At 68.7% G+C, this 15,829-nt stretch carries 11 protein-coding genes and 5 pseudogenes; 9 read left to right on the forward strand and 7 right to left on the reverse strand.

The genetic code is table 11. The features are described 5' to 3' along the window. Positions 1 to 11: 11 nt before the first annotated feature. Positions 12 to 1,454, reverse strand: a complete 1,443-nt coding sequence (gene purB / locus ACZ68L_RS27925) for an adenylosuccinate lyase (RefSeq protein ID WP_469581809.1) — start codon at positions 1,452 to 1,454, stop codon at positions 12 to 14. Between the two features lie 1,277 nt (positions 1,455 to 2,731). Here purB and ACZ68L_RS27930 point away from each other — a divergent pair. The 3 genes and pseudogenes from ACZ68L_RS27930 (at position 2,732) to ACZ68L_RS27940 (ending at position 4,465) form a co-directional block, all read left to right on the forward strand. After that, positions 2,732 to 4,026, forward strand: a pseudogene (locus ACZ68L_RS27930) (transposase). 68 nt (positions 4,027 to 4,094) lie between these two features. After that, positions 4,095 to 4,235: pseudogene (locus ACZ68L_RS27935) on the forward strand (hypothetical protein); the annotation flags it as partial. Positions 4,236 to 4,312: 77 nt separating this feature from the next. Then, positions 4,313 to 4,465, forward strand: a complete 153-nt coding sequence (locus tag ACZ68L_RS27940; protein ID WP_469581905.1) for a zinc-binding dehydrogenase — start codon at positions 4,313 to 4,315, stop codon at positions 4,463 to 4,465. Between the two features lie 1,016 nt (positions 4,466 to 5,481). On the opposite strand, the gene ACZ68L_RS27945 is transcribed toward ACZ68L_RS27940, so the two are convergent. Next, entirely contained in the window at positions 5,482 to 7,074 is a 1,593-nt protein-coding gene (locus ACZ68L_RS27945; RefSeq protein WP_469581812.1) for an ISL3 family transposase, read from the reverse strand. A gap of 303 nt (positions 7,075 to 7,377) precedes the next feature. On the opposite strand from ACZ68L_RS27945, the pseudogene ACZ68L_RS27950 reads away from it, so the two are divergent. Beyond that, a pseudogene (locus ACZ68L_RS27950) lies at positions 7,378 to 7,554 on the forward strand (HAD domain-containing protein); the annotation flags it as partial. A gap of 82 nt (positions 7,555 to 7,636) precedes the next feature. On the opposite strand, the gene ACZ68L_RS27955 reads toward ACZ68L_RS27950, so the two are convergent. Further along, positions 7,637 to 8,587, reverse strand: coding sequence for an SDR family NAD(P)-dependent oxidoreductase (locus ACZ68L_RS27955; protein ID WP_469581814.1), 951 nt, complete (start codon positions 8,585 to 8,587; stop codon positions 7,637 to 7,639). Positions 8,588 to 8,795: 208 nt separating this feature from the next. Here ACZ68L_RS27955 and ACZ68L_RS27960 point away from each other — a divergent pair, with 208 nt between their 5' ends. The 3 genes from ACZ68L_RS27960 to ACZ68L_RS27970 all read left to right on the forward strand — a co-directional run bounded on the left by ACZ68L_RS27960 (position 8,796) and on the right by ACZ68L_RS27970 (position 10,499). Continuing rightward, complete coding sequence (locus ACZ68L_RS27960) at positions 8,796 to 9,593, forward strand: ATP-dependent DNA ligase (RefSeq protein ID WP_469581817.1); 798 nt, start codon at positions 8,796 to 8,798, stop codon at positions 9,591 to 9,593. A gap of 231 nt (positions 9,594 to 9,824) precedes the next feature. Then, entirely contained in the window at positions 9,825 to 10,115 is a 291-nt protein-coding gene (locus ACZ68L_RS27965; RefSeq protein WP_469581908.1) for a hypothetical protein, read from the forward strand. Between the two features lie 186 nt (positions 10,116 to 10,301). Next, a complete protein-coding gene (locus ACZ68L_RS27970; protein ID WP_469581820.1) occupies positions 10,302 to 10,499 on the forward strand; it encodes a hypothetical protein in 198 nt (65 codons plus the stop codon). A 14-nt stretch (positions 10,500 to 10,513) separates the two neighbouring features. On the opposite strand, the pseudogene ACZ68L_RS27975 reads toward ACZ68L_RS27970, so the two are convergent. Next, positions 10,514 to 11,427, reverse strand: a pseudogene (locus ACZ68L_RS27975) (IS982 family transposase). A 134-nt stretch (positions 11,428 to 11,561) separates the two neighbouring features. Here ACZ68L_RS27975 and ACZ68L_RS27980 point away from each other — a divergent pair. Next, positions 11,562 to 11,984 carry a pentapeptide repeat-containing protein gene (locus ACZ68L_RS27980; RefSeq protein WP_469581911.1) on the forward strand — a complete coding sequence of 141 codons (423 nt, stop codon included), beginning with the start codon at positions 11,562 to 11,564 and terminating at the stop codon, positions 11,982 to 11,984. A 96-nt stretch (positions 11,985 to 12,080) separates the two neighbouring features. On the opposite strand, the gene ACZ68L_RS27985 is transcribed toward ACZ68L_RS27980, so the two are convergent. Continuing rightward, positions 12,081 to 12,896 (reverse strand): SAM-dependent methyltransferase, encoded by an 816-nt coding sequence (locus ACZ68L_RS27985; RefSeq protein WP_469581823.1) that lies wholly within the window; start codon positions 12,894 to 12,896, stop codon positions 12,081 to 12,083. Positions 12,897 to 13,650: 754 nt separating this feature from the next. Between ACZ68L_RS27985 and ACZ68L_RS27990 the strand changes: the two are divergent. After that, positions 13,651 to 13,992 (forward strand): annotated as a pseudogene (locus tag ACZ68L_RS27990) (site-specific integrase); the annotation flags it as partial. Between the two features lie 96 nt (positions 13,993 to 14,088). On the opposite strand, the gene ACZ68L_RS27995 reads toward ACZ68L_RS27990, so the two are convergent. Both ACZ68L_RS27995 and ACZ68L_RS28000 read right to left on the reverse strand, forming a co-directional pair. Continuing rightward, the gene (locus ACZ68L_RS27995) at positions 14,089 to 14,937 is read right to left on the reverse strand and encodes an SGNH/GDSL hydrolase family protein (RefSeq protein WP_469581826.1); all 849 of its coding nucleotides are present in this window, start codon (positions 14,935 to 14,937) and stop codon (positions 14,089 to 14,091) included. Between the two features lie 162 nt (positions 14,938 to 15,099). Beyond that, entirely contained in the window at positions 15,100 to 15,756 is a 657-nt protein-coding gene (locus ACZ68L_RS28000) for a LysE family translocator (protein WP_469581829.1), read from the reverse strand. Between the last annotated feature and the right edge of the window lie 73 nt (positions 15,757 to 15,829).

Here is a 15,829-nt window from a genome sequence, read left to right on the forward strand (position 1 = left end):
GGCGCCGGGCGTCAGAGGATGGAGCCAGGCGTGTACCCGGCGGCCTCGGGATGCTGCTCGATGATCTCTTCGATGCGGGAGATCAGCGCGGTGACCTGGTCACCCGCCGCTCCTGTGAAGGAGAGCTTGTCGGCCATCAGCGCGTCCAGCTGTGCGCGGTCCAGCGGGATGCGGTCGTCGGCCGCCAGTTTGTCGAGCAGCTCGTTGCGCTCGGCGCCCTGCTCACGCATGGCCAGGGCCGAGGCGACAGCGTTCTCCTTGATCGCCTCGTGGGCGACCTCGCGGCCGACACCGGCGCGCACCGCACCCATCAGAACCTTGGTCGTGGCGAGGAACGGCAGGTAGCGGTCTAGCTCGCGGGCGACGACGGCCGGGAACGCGCCGAACTCGTCGAGCACCGTCAGGAAGGTCTCCAGCAGACCGTCGAACGCGAAGAACGCGTCCGGGAGCGCCACCCGGCGGACCACGGAGCAGGACACGTCGCCCTCGTTCCACTGATCGCCCGCAAGTTCGCCGGTCATCGACGCGTAGCCGCGCAGGATGACCATCAGGCCATTGACGCGCTCACAGGAGCGGGTGTTCATCTTGTGCGGCATCGCGGACGAGCCGACCTGGCCGGGCTTGAAGCCCTCGGTCACCAGCTCGTGCCCGGCCATGAGACGGATCGTCTTCGCGACGGACGAGGGCGCCGCGGCGAGCTGCACCAGTGCGGTCACGACGTCGTAGTCGAGCGAGCGCGGATAGACCTGCCCGACCGACGTGAAGGCCTGCGCGAAGCCGAGGTGTGAGGCGATGCGCTGTTCGAGGTCGGCGAGCTTTCCGGCGTCGCCACCCAGCAGATCGAGCATGTCCTGGGCCGTGCCCACGGGGCCCTTGATGCCACGCAACGGGTAGCGACCCAGGAGGTTGTCGAGCCGCCCGTAGGCGACCAGGAGCTCGTCCGCCGCAGTCGCGAAGCGCTTGCCGAGCGTGGTCGCCTGCGCGGCGACGTTGTGGGAGCGGCCGGCCATCACCAGCTCGCGGTACTCGCCCGCCAGCCTGCCGAGCCGGGCCAGGACCGCCACCGTGCGGTCGCGCATCAGTTCCAGAGAGAGTCGGATCTGGAGCTGTTCGACGTTCTCGGTGAGGTCCCGGGAGGTCATGCCCTTGTGGACCTGCTCATGGCCGGCGAGGGCGTTGAACTCCTCGATCCGGGCCTTGACGTCGTGACGGGTGACCTTCTCGCGCTCGGCGATCGAGGCCAGGTCGACCTGGTCGACGACACGTTCGTAATCGGTGAGGGCGGCGTCCGGCACCTCGATCCCGAGGTCCTTCTGAGCGCGCAGCACCGCCAGCCACAGCTGACGCTCCAGCTTCACCTTCTGCTCGGGGGACCAGAGGACGGCCAGCTCCGTGGAGGCGTAGCGGCCGGCCAGGACATTGGGGATGCGAGGCTTCGCAGACACAGCAGTCACGTGTGCAGAGCTTACCTGTCGTCTTCAGCGGTTCGTGAGCGTCCACCAGGTCCATGAGGTCCAGGTCAGAGGCTCCTGGACCACCGTCTCACACACAGCGTGTGAGACACGAGTGAGACGAAACGGCCCCGGGCCGGTGATTCCAGCACCGCCGGGGCCTTGAGGCGAAACCCTTCTGATCAGGGGAGCCGAACCCATGCAAGACCGTAGCCTGAGCGCCGAGCTGGGCGGCCTCCTTGCGGCTGTCCTCGAAGCACTCGCCATGCCTGCTTGCGTCGGCCACAAGAAGACGTCCGTCCACATCCCGACCGCGTCGTGCACGCCCGGGTCGCCCTGGAGGGGGTCCAACAGAGCGACGACTTTGGTTGGTCTGCGGACTACCTGCGGGCCTGTCGTGCCGAGCACCCCTCCTCTGGGCACTGCCACTGGGGTGCTGCGGGGAAGGAGACAGGCAGGCCGATGAGCGCGCCGCGCACCATCACGGTGCCGGCCCTTGACCATGGCCTGGTCACCTCACCTGTCCGGCTTGGTGTACCGGCCACACCGAGTACCCGGTCGAGTGCCGGGCCGTCCTCGCCCGCGCCGGCGCCGAGGGCGTCATGACCCAAGACGGCGAACTGCTCCACTTTCGCGGAGCTGGTGCAGTACCCGTACGGTCGGTGCGCCCGCCGGCACGTCGGTGTCTACGTCGAACTGTTCGGGTTCGCCCGGACACTGGCACCCGGCCGAGCTGGACGCGCCGGCCGCGGCGCTCGTCGACCACTCTGCGCAGTTGCGGGCCCTCGCTCGCCATCTCAGCCCCCTCGGTGTTGCCGAGGGGACCAGTGAAGCGGATCGACGCGGTCGCCGCTCTCACGGCCGCGGCCGTGAGCGTTGTCCTCACTGGTGCCGGATTCTGGCAGAGCGCGTGAGACGACGAAGCCCCGGCGGACTACGACGGCGTGCAGCATCCGGAGAGGGCACCGTTGTGCTCCGGCTCACCGCTTTCGAGCACGCAGAGCAACGATGCAGTGACGACACGTGTCGTGCGGGCGATGCGCAGCACGCGGCACGGGGACTCCCTGCGGCGAACCGGGTTGTAGCCCTTCGTCGGCGAGAACCCCAACGCCCTGGAAGTGTCCTCCCGGTTCGGCCCCAGGTGGCGCGGATGTGCGAAGAGCTGTGCTGGGTGCCCTGCACCTCGTTAGCCTCGCCGTTTCGTTTGGGGACGGCGACTGTTGGGGCGGAAACGCGAAAATGCCTTCCTGACCTGGGACGATGAACCTTGCTGAGGGGTTCTGTCGGTCCAGGCGGAGGGCACTTTCTACGTGCAGGCTATCGGGTTGCGTCCCAAGATCCAGGTCAGTGCCGATGGTTCGGGGGTGGTCGGTCATGCCGGGGCACGGTTACTGGCTGATCTCGCTGATGCCACAGGGCTCACCGCCGCGTACTCCACCGCGCTCAGGCCGCTTCGGCCGCGTGGGACCGGACATGATCCGGGCTGGACCGCCACCGGCCTGGCGGTGATGCTCGCCGATGGCGGCGAGGCCATCGCAGACCTGGCCGCGCTGCGGGACCAGGCAGAGGTGTTCGGCGCTGTCGCCTCGACACCAACGGCCTGGCGGCTGCTCGCCGACACCGACTCAGGACACTGGCTTCTGTGCGCTCGGCCCGTGCCCATGCCCGGGAAGTCACCTGGCTGCAGGCCGCCGAGCACGGTGAGGGCATACCCGCAGTCCGGACCGCGGGACGCACGCTGCCCGGCCCGGTCCTGGGAACGCCGGCGCCAACACCGCCACCGACCACATCGCGGTTTTCGGCCAGGCACTCGCGCAGATCCCCGACGCCCACCGGCACGGCACCGACATCCTGGTCCGCACCGACAGCGCCGGATCCGCGAAAGCCTTCCTCGTCCACGTCCGTGACATGCGGCAACAAGGAGTCCGTACCTTCTTCTCGGTCGGATACGCCATCACCGAGCCGGTCTGCCGCGCTGTCCGGGCCATACCCGACCGCCTCTGGCATCCTGCCCTCAACCAGGACGGGACACTGCGAGAGGGAGCCGAGACCGCCGAGCTGACCGGCATGGCCGACCTGGACGGCTACCCGGCCGGCACCCGCATCATCGTGCGCCGCGAACGACCGCACCCCGGAGCCCCACTGCCACTGTGCGACCAGGACGAGGGCCTGCGGCATCAGGTGTTCCTCACCGACGCCCCGCACGCCGGTGGCGGTTCCGCCCAGTTCCTGGAGGTCCGTCACCGCGGGCATGCCACTGTCGAGGACCGCCCGGTGCGGCAAGACCACCGGCTTCGGCCGCTTCCCCTCCCGCGACTTCAGTATCAACGCTGTCCGGCTCGGACTCAGCCTCACAGCGATCGATCTGGTCGCCTGGATGCGCGTCCTGCTGCTTGACGGCGAACGCGCGGCTGCCGGGCCGAAGAAACTCCGCTACCGGCTGCTGCACGTCGCCGCCCGCCTCACCCACGGCGGCCGCCGTCTGTGCTTGCGGATATCAGCAACCTGGCCCTGGAGACACGAACTAGCCACGGCCTTCCACCACCTTGCCGCACTACCCCGTCCCGCCGACTGACCAGCAAACCCCTGACCGCCCTGACCCGAAAGACTTTGGAGTACCCGACCCCGCGCCGGGACTCCGGCATGCCCAAGCAACGAAATCACCCCGCCCACCCGACAACAGACGAACAGCGGCGTCTCATCACCCCAACCGAATCGGCGAGGCTAGTGCTCGGCCTGGAGGGCGCGGGAACGGTCGAAGCGCTCGGCGAGGGCGTCACCGAGCTCGCCGTGGGGCAGCGCGTCGCCTGGGAGGACACCCCGGGAAGCTATGCGAGCACTACCTCGCGACGCGCGAGGGGCTGTTGGAGCGGGTCGACGCGGTGCTGGGCTGGATCGAGGAGGGCGTGCTCGACATCCGTATCGGCGGCCGTTATCCGCTGGTCAAGGCGGCCGAGGCCCACACCGACCTCGCCTCCCGTCGCACCACCGGAAAGCTGCTCCTGATCCCCTGACCGGCATGCGGCGGCCCGCATCGCATGGTGCGGGCCGCCGCCGCAGGCAGGCACGATAGGCGCGAATCTGTGCGCACGGCGATGCTGCGGCCCTGCGACTGGCGTCGTGGTGCGGCGAGTTCCGAAGAGATGCAGCAGACGTGGGTGAGGCTTTTGTGACCACTGCCGGGAACACTGTGGAGGACCCCGGCGACACCATCCTGACCTCCGTCGGGGCGATCCTCGTCGCCAACTTCCCCCTCGCGCCGGGACCGTGGCTTCCCGCGCACAGCCACACTCACCACCAGTTGGCCTGGACCCGCAGCGGCGTGCTGGGCATCGGCGTCGCGGACGACTACTGGGTCCTGCCGCCCAACCGGGCGGTGTGGGTGCCGGCCGGAGTCGCACCGCGCACCCCAACCACCACAGGCATGAGGCCGCCCTGTTTGACCTGGAACATATGCTGTCGCCACGGAACTGAGATTCTGAAACTGGAGGGCCAGCGGGCTCCGTCTCCGTCAGAAACGGCCTCCATGGGTGGCTCAGCGCTCGCGCATTCTGGTCCACCACCAGCCGTCCATTGCCCACCCGACGTTGTTGGGTTCCGGCAGGGTACGGCGCTCGAACTCCTCATCGATGCACCTGATCAGTCGGCCCAAGTCCCTTCTGGCTCCGCGAGGAAGGTGCCGCATCGCCCACTCCAGGTCATCACGGGCATCTTCCACCTCTATACCGGGCGAACATGCCTCGGAGGCGTTCAGATACCGTCCAGGCTGCTTAAAAGCCCACTCGAAGCGAGAGAGGGCAGCCGCGACCGCGTTGGGCCACATCTCCTGGTCTTCCACCCGGCGGATCGCTGCACGAGTCCGCGCGGTGACACCACGGACCCTCAGGACCGGATACTGCCATCGTGGCCGCCACCGCTCTGCACGGACGGCCTTGGGACGCCTACGCGGCATCGCCCTTTCGGATCAACATGAGGCCATCCTGACACGGGCTGGCACCTTCACACACGTCCTTGGGGGCGTCGCGGCGTATTACTGGAGCAGGATCATTTTGCGGAGTAGTTCGAATCCGGCTCGGCCGTAGAGCTGTCTCTTGATCTTCTTGATGCGGTTGACAGCGCCCTCGATGCTGCCGGAGCTCCAGTCCAGGGTGAGCCCGGCTGTCACAGCGTCGAGGTCCCGTAGCAGGTGGAGTGCGAAGGTTGTGAGGCCGGGTAGCCGGCTGGCATCGGCTGCGCCGATCCAGGCAGGGAGCGTGGCGCCGAGGCGGTCGGTGAGTGTCTCACCGAAGTTGCGGACGTGTCCGGCGGCCATGTCCAGTTCGGGGCACCGTGTCAGAACGTCTTTCAGGCCGTCGCGGTCTTCCTCGTCAAGGGCGGCGGGGTGTCGGGTGAGCCAGCCGGTCACCTGCCGCACCGTCGGCGGCCGCGGCGGTGCTCCGGACGGACCCCCGCGCAAGGTGGCGATGTAGGCGCGGGCCATGGCGTAGGTGACGGGAGAATGCTCGGCAACCAGTTCGCTGTGCAGTCGGGTGACGCTGGTGCATCCCGCGGCGAATCGCCGCTCCAGGTAGGGCTTGTAGGGGTCCAGCCTGCTGGGCCGGGGCTGATTCTCGCGGATGGTGTCCTGCCAGCGTGCGGCGTTCGCGTATCGGAGCCCGGTGTTGAGGCCCCAGCCCAGGTGCCGGGCGATCGCTCGGCGTGAGTGGCCTTGGGCAAGCAGCTCGTGGACCAGTGTGTGTGCTGCCTTCTTCCGCTCGGCCCGCCGGCCGACGGGCTCCGAGTCCTCCTGCAGCCGGCCGGAAGCCAGTCGGGTGGTCTCCGGCAACATGCCGCTGGGCGAGGGCCCACGCAGGCAGTCGCGGTGGGCGGCGACGCAGGTCTCCACGGCCCGGCTGAGGCCCTGCCGCAGGTGGAATCGGTCTGCGACCTGTAGAGCGTCGGGGGCACCGCGTCGGGCCCCATCGGCGTAGGCGCCGGCCCGGTCCCGGCAGATGACCTCCACACCGGGGTGGCAAATCAGCCAGGCGGCCAGCGGCCCGGCTTCACGCGTCGGGAGCACATCGACCACGCGATGGTCTTCGACGCTGGTCAAGACGGTGGAGTAGATCGGGCTGCGACGGATCGCGAAGTCGTCCACACCCAGCACACGCGGAGTACTGAACTGCGGATCGGGCAATGCCATGACCCTGCGTAACAAGGTCATCCTTCCCGCGCCGAAGCCCAGCTGAGCAGCCAGCCGAGCGCCGGCCCGCCCGGCCAGGGCGAGCCCTACTCGCTCCAGGGCGTGGTTGAGCCGAGTGGTGAACCGTGCGTGCGGGGCGGCCAGCCGGGAGAACGGCTCGGCGAACGTACGGCGCTGGCAGTCAGCCGCCCCGCAGATGAAGCGCCGGACCATCAGCCGGATCACGAAACCCTGCTCAGCGAGCGGAAGGTCTTTCAGCTTGCGCTGGTAACGGTCGTGAACTCGGTCCGAGCAGCGGCCGCAGTCCGGACATGCAGCCCCGGCCGCTCGGCCTCTCGCCACCACCTCGACCGTGCCGAACACGGCCGTGACCGCCTCGACATGCACATCGTCGATCCCGTCGAACACCAGCGAGTCCCAGAACGGTGCATCGGTCTGCATGACCAGCACCATCACCGTCCACAGCCGACTGCAGCACCGGACGGCAGGCACCTGATGGAGCGTCAACTCCGACCGTCGGACGGCAAGGCGTACGCGGTCTCACTCGAACCGTCTCCTCACAATCGAACATCGGCGTAACGCTCTGCGACGACTCGCCAAGATCTGTGCCAGAGCCGAGAAATAGCGGCACGGTCTCCGACGAGGCTCGGTCGTCTCGCCTGAGTCAGCAGACAACAGGGGCGGAGCTCAGCCCCTCCTCATCGAGGCGACCGATGATGATGTCCGTCGCTATCCAGTGCTGCTGTGACTGGCTCCGTGCGGCGTCCGCCGCTGTTCCTTGATGTCGATGGACCGCTTATCCCGTTCGGTGCGGAGCCGCAGCAATATCGGACCTATGCGGCAGGTCTCGATCTGCGTGAAGCCGACTTGAATCCGCACCTGACCAGGATCAATCCTGAGCACGGGCCCAAGCTGGCCGCGCCGGTGTGACCGAGCGTCCGAGTTGGCCGGGCTGAGCACCGCAGTTGGCCACTGGATGGCTGCCCTGGGGGCAACTGCACGCCTACCGGAAGCCGAGGTGCGGATCGGTGCCGACCAGCTCACTGCTGGCCGCCCAGAGGCGAGCGGCGGCGGCCGGGTCGGTCATATGAGAGGGGACGGGCTCACGCCGTGGTGCGCCACGAAGCCCGAAGACCCTCGGCCCCCAGAGCTGCCCTCCCTGCACCTCCGAGTCGAGGACGGCACGGACGACGGGCCATGCCCCGGCGTCCTTGCCCTGCACCACGAGTCCGGCGGGCAAAGCGCGCAGCCGTTCGCCGGAGGTTGTCACGCGTACCGGCGGGCGGGACGGGGTGAGGGAGTCCAGTGCGCCGCCGGGGTGGGCCACCACGCTGAGCACCGTGCTGCCGACTGCGCGCAGACGGCGATCGAGTTCGAAGCCGAAGCACATCTGCGCCAGCTTCGATCGGCCGTAGGTGCGCTTGGGCCGATAGTCCTGGGTCGACTGCAGATCGCCCAGATCCAGTCGCTCGGACCGTGCCGCGAAGCTTCCCACCGTCACGATGCGGCCTGCCGGCGCTGCGGACAGCAGTGGGGCCAGCCACCGGGTGAGCGCGAAGTGGCCGAGGTGGTTGGTGCCGAACATCAGCTCGTGGCCGTCCTCGGTCTCTCGACGCGGCAGGTCGTCGAGCGCTACCCCTGCGTTGTAGACGGCCGCGTCGAGATGGTCGAGGTCCAGCCTGTCCACGGCGGTGTTCAGGGATGACAGGTCGGCGAGGTCCAGTTGAAGGTGCCGCACGTGCGCGCCGGAGACGCGCGAGCGGATCGAGGCCATGGCGGCGTCGGCCTTCGCGGTGTCCCGGCTGCCGAGTACGACGACGGCGCCGGTGGCGGCGAGCTGCTCCGCGACGAAGTAGCCGATCCCGGCGTTACCTCCGGTGACCAGGAAGATCCTGCCCTCGGCAGACGGCAGCCACTGAACGTTCCACGGTCGGCTCTGGGATGCGGAAGACACGATGACAGGCTCCTTGCGCTCGGGGCAGCGTGCTCATGGGGAGCACCAACCCGACCAAGGTCGCAGCCTCCACCGACACACCGCCGACAACTCACGTTCACCGCCGACAGGCATCCGATACCCTTCCGGACAACTACGGAGGGCGAGGAGGCCGCTACGCCGTGCCCGGCGCAGAACTGAGCGCGAGCGCGGCCAGGCGAAGCACTCAGTGGCCAACTCGGACGGGCACCGGGCCGCCATGGTGCGCACCGAGGACACGGTGATCATCTACGCCCGGTCGGGCCGCATCGTGACGAGTCACTGGATGGACCTCGCGACCGTCGGCATGCCCCTATTTCCGGGCACGGTTGTGGATGGCGAGGCAGTCATCTGGCATGGCGGCAGGCTCGATTTCTCGGCGGTCCAGTCCCGCGCCACCTCGTCCGTCCGACGGGCCCGGGAGCTCGCCGCACGGATGCCGGCCTCGTATGTCGCATGGGATGTGCTCCAGCCCCCGACGCTCGGGGACGTACGGTCACAGACCTACGTCGAGCGGCGCGGGCTGCTCCTGGACCTGCTCGCGCAGATCGGTCCCCCGATCCAGGTCACGCCCGTGACCGACGACCGGGACACGGCCCTGCTCTCGTATGAGGCCCTGGTAGACCAGGGCATTGAGGGCCTGGTGGCCGAATTCGCAGGTCAGGGGTATCCGGGAGGGCGGCGCTCCTGGGTGAAGGTGAGGCACGCGGACACTCAGGACGCGGCGGTCGTCGGGTTCACAGGCCCCCGGGCGCGGCCCCGGAACTTGGCCCTGGCACTCGTCGACGACGACCGGCCGCGCATGTCGGCCCGACTCGATGCGCGCCTCTCGACGCAGCTCGGTGCGCTGCTCGCCGACGCCACGGTGACCGGCCCGGCAGTGGCGCGGGGCGGGGAGCGGTACACCGGGCTCGGCTCGGGTGTCGTGGTGGAGGTCCTCGCCAGGACGGGTCGGCACGGGACACTCACGGTGACCCGGGTGCGGTAGCAAGCACGGCGGGATTGCAGGACCTCACGCCGGCGTGGCCGGCGAGGAGTCCGGCCAGGAGCACTGGAGCGCAAGGCGCTGACGGGATGGCTGGCCACCGCAAGCCATGGTGCTGTAGCTCACAGTGGCCGCGCGGCACAGGTGTCGACTTCGGGATTACTGGACGGCCAGGAAGAAGCCCGAGTGGACCTCGCCGGGATCCCACGCCGCGCCGCCGACCGCACCCCCGGCGTGCACCCGCTCGTCATCGGCGGCCAGGGCAGCCTGGCCAACCCCGAAGTCCTTGCCGACTACCTCGACGTCGTCGCCCTCGGCGAGGCCGAGAAGTCCCCACCCCAGCTCCTGCGCACCGTCCACACCCACCGCTGGGCCCCCGACCCCGGCACCTTGCTGCATGAGCAACTCGCCCGGATCCCCGGCCTGGAGCCTGGATGTGCCGTCCTTGTACGAATGCGACCTGGTCCACGGAGGAGGGGTCAGCGCGGTCCGGCACAAGGTCCCCCGACGAGCCGGCCGAGGTGACCGCCCAGTGGCTCGCGCTGACCGAACTCCACGACGCGCACTTCGTCCACCCGCTCACGGACGGTACCGAGGCCGGGGTGATCCCGCTGATCGGATGCCGCCACACCTTCCTCTTCCGCACCCTGCGGACCCCACCGGGGCCGTGCCTGGACCACCGATGCGCTGTACCGGGAGAGCGCCACAGAGGTGCAGCAGTACGCCGCCGAAGGGGCCGTTGTCGCCGACATGGAAACGGCCGAGGTGTCAGCCGTCGCCCGCTACCGGCAGGTCCCGGCCGCGGCTGCGCGTGAACATCTGGGCCGGTTCCTCCGCGAACCGGTCACAGGCCAGCGCTGCGTGTGGCAAGACCGCGGTCTCGCACGAGACGGCGGTCTGTCTGGATGATCGATTCCAAGGGGTCAGTGATCGAAGGCGGTCAGTGATCGCAGTACTGGCTGTCCGGTGTGGTCGTTGTGCCAGATCGCGGCGGTCAGCGCGAGGATTCGCTGCATGACGCGGGCGACGACACCGCGGGGCGTGCGCCCTCGGTGCTGTTCGAGGTCGAGCTGCCCCTTGAAGCTCTCGTTGACCGATTCGATGACCTGCCGCAGCGGCTTGAACAATGGTGCCCCGGGCCGCTCCGGCTCGCCTTTGCGGGCTGGTCGCAGCAGGCGGACGTCCAGTTCGGCCAACTGGTGCTCGAAGTCACGGCCGAAGTAGTTCTTGTCGCCGATCAGCGTCTGTCCGGGCCGGGAGGCCACCAGTTCCGGTTCGGCAGCGAGCAGGTCCAGCAGCGTCTCGCGCTCGTCGGCCTTGGCCCCGGTCAGGGCGAAAGCGATCGGCAGACCCTGAAGGGTGCACACCAGGTGAGTCGAAGGCCCCAGAACAAGCGGCTGTGGCTGGCGCAGTAGCCGTACTCGGCCCATCCGGCCAGGTCGGACCGCTTGACGGTCTCGCGGGAGCGTCCGCATTCGACCGGCGTGGTGTCGACGATCCACACGTCGTCGCTCCATACGGTGGTGTCGGTGGCCAGCACCCGGGTGACCCGACGAAGTAGTTCGGCGGCCTTGCGCAGACGCTTGTTGTAGCCGGGATGCTTGGGCAGATACGGAAACAGGTGCCGCAGGTGAACACGGGCATGCCGCAGCCAGCGGGCCTCGGAGGTGAAGCCGAGCGTCGCCTGCATCATCGCCCAGGTCACCAGTTCAGCGACGCTGAGCTGGGGCGCGATGCCCACGGCTGGCCGCCACGGGGCCAACTGCGGCCACTCCTTCAGCAAGTCGTCGGTCTTCATATGGAGTGCGGTGGCGAGGGAGTCCAGCTCTGTCTTCACACACCGAGGTTGGCCTCCTTCGCCACGGCCACGGGCTCTTCCAGCACATACAGGCCCTGCGGCACCGGTCAGAGCAGCCCGTGCCAGCTGTCCAGCAACGACAGCCCCATTCAAGAGCTGGCACGATGTCCAGCATGAGCCGACTGGTATTGCTGAGGGAGAGCCTCGCATCCCGCCGTCAGTACGCGACTCTCCAGCGGGAGTCCTTTGACGGCGCGGATCTCGCTTCGGTGCGCTTGCGGTCGTTGTGGTTCACGCGGTGCACATTTCGCGAGACGGATCTCCGCCAAGCCACTCTCGATGGCTGCCACTTCAAACTATGCGATCTCCGCGGAGCGAATCTGAGCGGTGCCTCCATGCGGGGGGTCACTCTGGCGGGCTGCGATCTGACTGGCGCCGACCTGCGCGCCGCGGATCTGACCGGCGCCCGTTTCGGCCGGGTCCTGACCGGTGCCCCACCCCACGGGCTGACGAATGCCACCGACGCCAAGCTCGACAAAGCTGTTCTCCGCGATCTCCAACTGGAAGAGGTCATCGGCTGGCCCATCATCGGGTGAGCGGCTCGCGCCGGAAGCGCGAACACATGCAGTGGGCGTCGGCCAAGCCTTGGAATCGATCATCCAGGTCGTAGGCGGGGTCTGGTCCGTCAGGGCTCACGGCTTGCGGGCGAGGCCGCCGTGCTCACCGATGGGTCGCGGGGCGGGCGAAGTAAGGTCCGGGCGCCAGGAGGGGACCGACACGACCCCGGGGTCCAGAAGTTCCAGGCCGTCGAAGAACGCCGCGATTTCGTCGACGGGGCGCAAGAAGTACGGTACGGCGCCGGTCTCGTTGTACGCGTCCTGGGCCTGTTCGTAGTCGGCGTCGGTGCCCCGTGAACCGTCGTTGATGGAGAGGTAGCTGCCGGACGGCAGTCCGTCCATCAGGCGAGTGACGGTGTCGTGCGCCTGGTCGTAGTCAGCGACGTGGCCCAGGACGTTGCTGAGAATCAGGGCGGTGGGGCGGGTGAGGTCCAGCGTCTCGGCAGCGGCCGCCAGGATGCGATCAGGGTCGGACAGGTCAGCGTCGACGTAGGCGGTCGCCCCCTCGGGGGTGGAGGTGAGCAGGGCACGGGCGTGCGCGAGGACCAACGGGTCGTGGTCGACGTAGACGATCCTGCTCTCGGGGGCGAGCCGCTGGGCGACCTCATGGGTGTTGTTCACGGTCGGCAGGCCGGTCCCGACGTCCAGGAATTGCCGGATGCCCTCCTCGGTGACCAGGTACGTGAGGGTGCGGCGCAGGAAAGCACGGCTGCTGCGGGCGATGGTGACGATGCCGGGGAAGACGGCGCTGTATGTGTCGCCGGCTTCTTCGTCAACGGGGTAGTTGTCTTTCCCACCCAGCCAGTAGTTCCAGATCCGGGCCGAGTGCGGCACCGACGTATCGATCTTCTGATGCACCGCCGGTCCGGGCGACGTCGCGTGGTCGGTCATGGGTACCGTCCGTCTTTCAACCGAGGCGTGAACTGTCAACGCACAACCTACGTCCCAATAACCTGGATGCGTACATGAGTTCACCTCTCCGGCGAGTTCGATCAGCGCTGATTCCCCGAACAGGTCTCCACCCGGTCGTTATGAGAGCCCGCCTCTGGCGGCCTCGCGGCCGGTCAGATCCAGGTGGACTGGATCCGGCCCGGTCCGCCGTCACCGACGGCGTCACAGCCACCACGGTCCTCGAACCCGACTCCGCAGTCCGACCGCCCCGGCTGACGGGTGGGGTCCTCGCCGTCGGACGCGCGGCCATGGAGCAGGTCGGACGGCGGCCCAGTCGTGTTGCTGTTCGCCCCCCACCGCTTCCGGCGGGCAGTCGTTGCCGTACCTCGAGTGTCTGGCCTGTGAACTGGTCGACACTCGGGCCGTGGACCAACCGGAGGCCCTGCGCTTGTGGAGCGGATCCTGACCGCGCTACTGGAACGCATCACCAGCCGACCCGGGCCGGTGAGCCCGGTACGGGGCTGGCTGTGTCCACCGTCGAGGGCATCCTGACTCGGCTCCGGGAAGCCCTGGGGCGCGCAGTCGTGCGCAAGCTCGTCGCGACGTCGCCCAGTACGTCAAAATCTCGCTGCAGGACAAGAAGAAGGACAGGAAGAACCGCGGACGCGAGAAGCCGTGGACTGTCGCGGAGGTCCAGAGGTTCATCAGGGGCATCGAGCGAGACCGGCTGTACGTGCCCCTTCTGCCGAGCCTCATGGGCCTACGGCCTGCTGAGGTCTGCGGCATGCGCTGGACGGCCGTCGACCTGAAACCTTGGACTCTGGAGACGGCCGATACCCGGACCATGGCCGGGAACAAGACCGTCCTGGAGAAGGACACCAAGACATTGGCGGGTGAGCGCGTCCTGCCGCTGCCCAGCAAGGTCGCAGAGGCCCTCAAGAAGTTCCGCGCGCGGCAGGCTCGCGAGAAGCTGAGCGCGGGCGAGGGCTACACGGACTCTGGATACGTGGCGGTGAACGAGCTGGGCGAGCCGTTGAGCACACGGCACCTTCGCGAGCGCGCCTACCGGCTCATGCGCGAGCTGGAGATGCGACGGGTGCGACTCTACGACGCGCGGCACTCGTGCCTCAGCTACCTCGCCGTGAACGGTGTGCCGGACGTAGGCCGGCGCCGCGGTCCTGATTGTGGGTTGCTACGAGGGCGGCGGCGCGTCCACCCGGCGCCAGGTCGCCACCGGGCCGGGATCGCGGGAATCTTCGGGGGTGACCCAGAACGCCCTTCCCTGTTCGGCGCTGTACTGGGCGCCCGTTCGCCCGTCCCCGGACGAGCGGCCGGTCAGGCGGCGCCCGATCCACGGCATCAGGTGCTGGCGGGTGAACCGGAGGTCATCGACACGTCGTATCGCCCATTTCGGTGGGACCGAGGTCGGGAGCGGCGTCCGCCAGTCGTCCTCGGCGGGCAGCCCGAGCGTCTGCCAGACCGCCTCCGCCACCCTCCGGTGCCCGTCGGCCGTCAGATGCAACCGGTCGACGTCCCACAGGCGGGGATCGCCCAGGGCCGGCGCCCCGTACAGATCGACGACCGACGCTCCGTGCCGTGCCGCCAGTTCGTCGACCAGGGAGAACAGCTCCTCCACCCGCGGACGGAACCGTTCCATCACCGGGCCGTTGCGCCCCGGGCTGCGCATCAGCACAAGCTTCTTGCACGAGGGAGCGAGACGTTCGACGGCCTCTTCGAGCCGTCCGCGGACCATGGCCATGTCGCACTTCGGCCGCAGGGTGTCGTTGAGACCGCCGACGAGCGTGATGACATCCGCCCCCATGGCGGCGGCCACATCGATCTGTTCGTCGACGATCTGGCCGATCAGCTTGCCGCGTACGGCGAGGTTCGCGTAGCGGAACCCCGGCGTACGGACCGCGAGCCGTCCGGCGAGGACATCGGCCCAGCCCCGGTACGAGCCGTCGGGCAGCAGGTCCGACATGCCCTCGGTGAACGAGTCGCCGACCGCGACAAGACTGGTGTACGAGGCATTCAATTCCATGGCGAAGCGATCGTACCGTGGCACGGCCTGCCCCCTTCCGGACAGCCCGAACGGCTCGGGAAGGCTGTGAACGGTTCCGGGAGGCTCCGCATGGGCGCCGAAGGCTCTGGGGGCGGGGGATCCGTACGGAGCTGTGGCAGCGCGCTGCGAGCGGAGGCGCCCTCAGTCGCCGAGGGCCAGCCGCAGACCGAATCCGGCGATCACGGTTCCGGTGATCCGGTCCAGCAGTCTGCGGGCCCGCGGGCGTTGCAGCCCACCCCGCAGGGCCTGGGCGAACGCGATCAGCAGTGCCGACCAGAGGAGGCCGAGTGCGATGTGTACCCCGGTCAGCAGCAGGCCCGTGGCGAAGTGCGGGGCGCCCGCCGGGATGAACTGGGGAAGGACGGCGACGTAGAACACGCCCATCTTCGGGTTGAGCAGATTGGTCAGGGCGCCCTGCCGCCATCCGGCAGCGAGGCTGTCGGTCCCTTGCGGAGCCACGGCACGGGCTTCGGCCCCCTGCGCCTCTTCCCCCTGGGCGCGCCCGCCGCGCAAGGTGTCGACGATCAGGCGTCCACCCATCCAGAGCAGATAGGCGGCTCCGGCGTAACGCAGTGCTTCGTACGCCACGTGTGAGGCCGTGAGCAGCGCTGTGACACCGAGCGAGGTGAGCGCGCCCCAGGCCAGAGTGCCGCTCTGGATGCCGAGGACGACACCGAGCGCACGCTTGCGGCGACCGAGCGCCGAGGTGCGCAGGATGAGAGCGGTGTCGAGGCCGGGAGTGAGAGTGAGGAGCCCTACGACCAGGGCGAAAGACCATAGTGCGGTGCTGATTGCCATGGACCGTCAGCTTAACCGTGCCGCCGGCGCTGCCTTCTGCGGGGAGGGGCACGGCCGAACCGGGGAGGGGCAC

It is taken from the genome of Streptomyces sp. NPDC104309 (assembly GCF_055584025.1).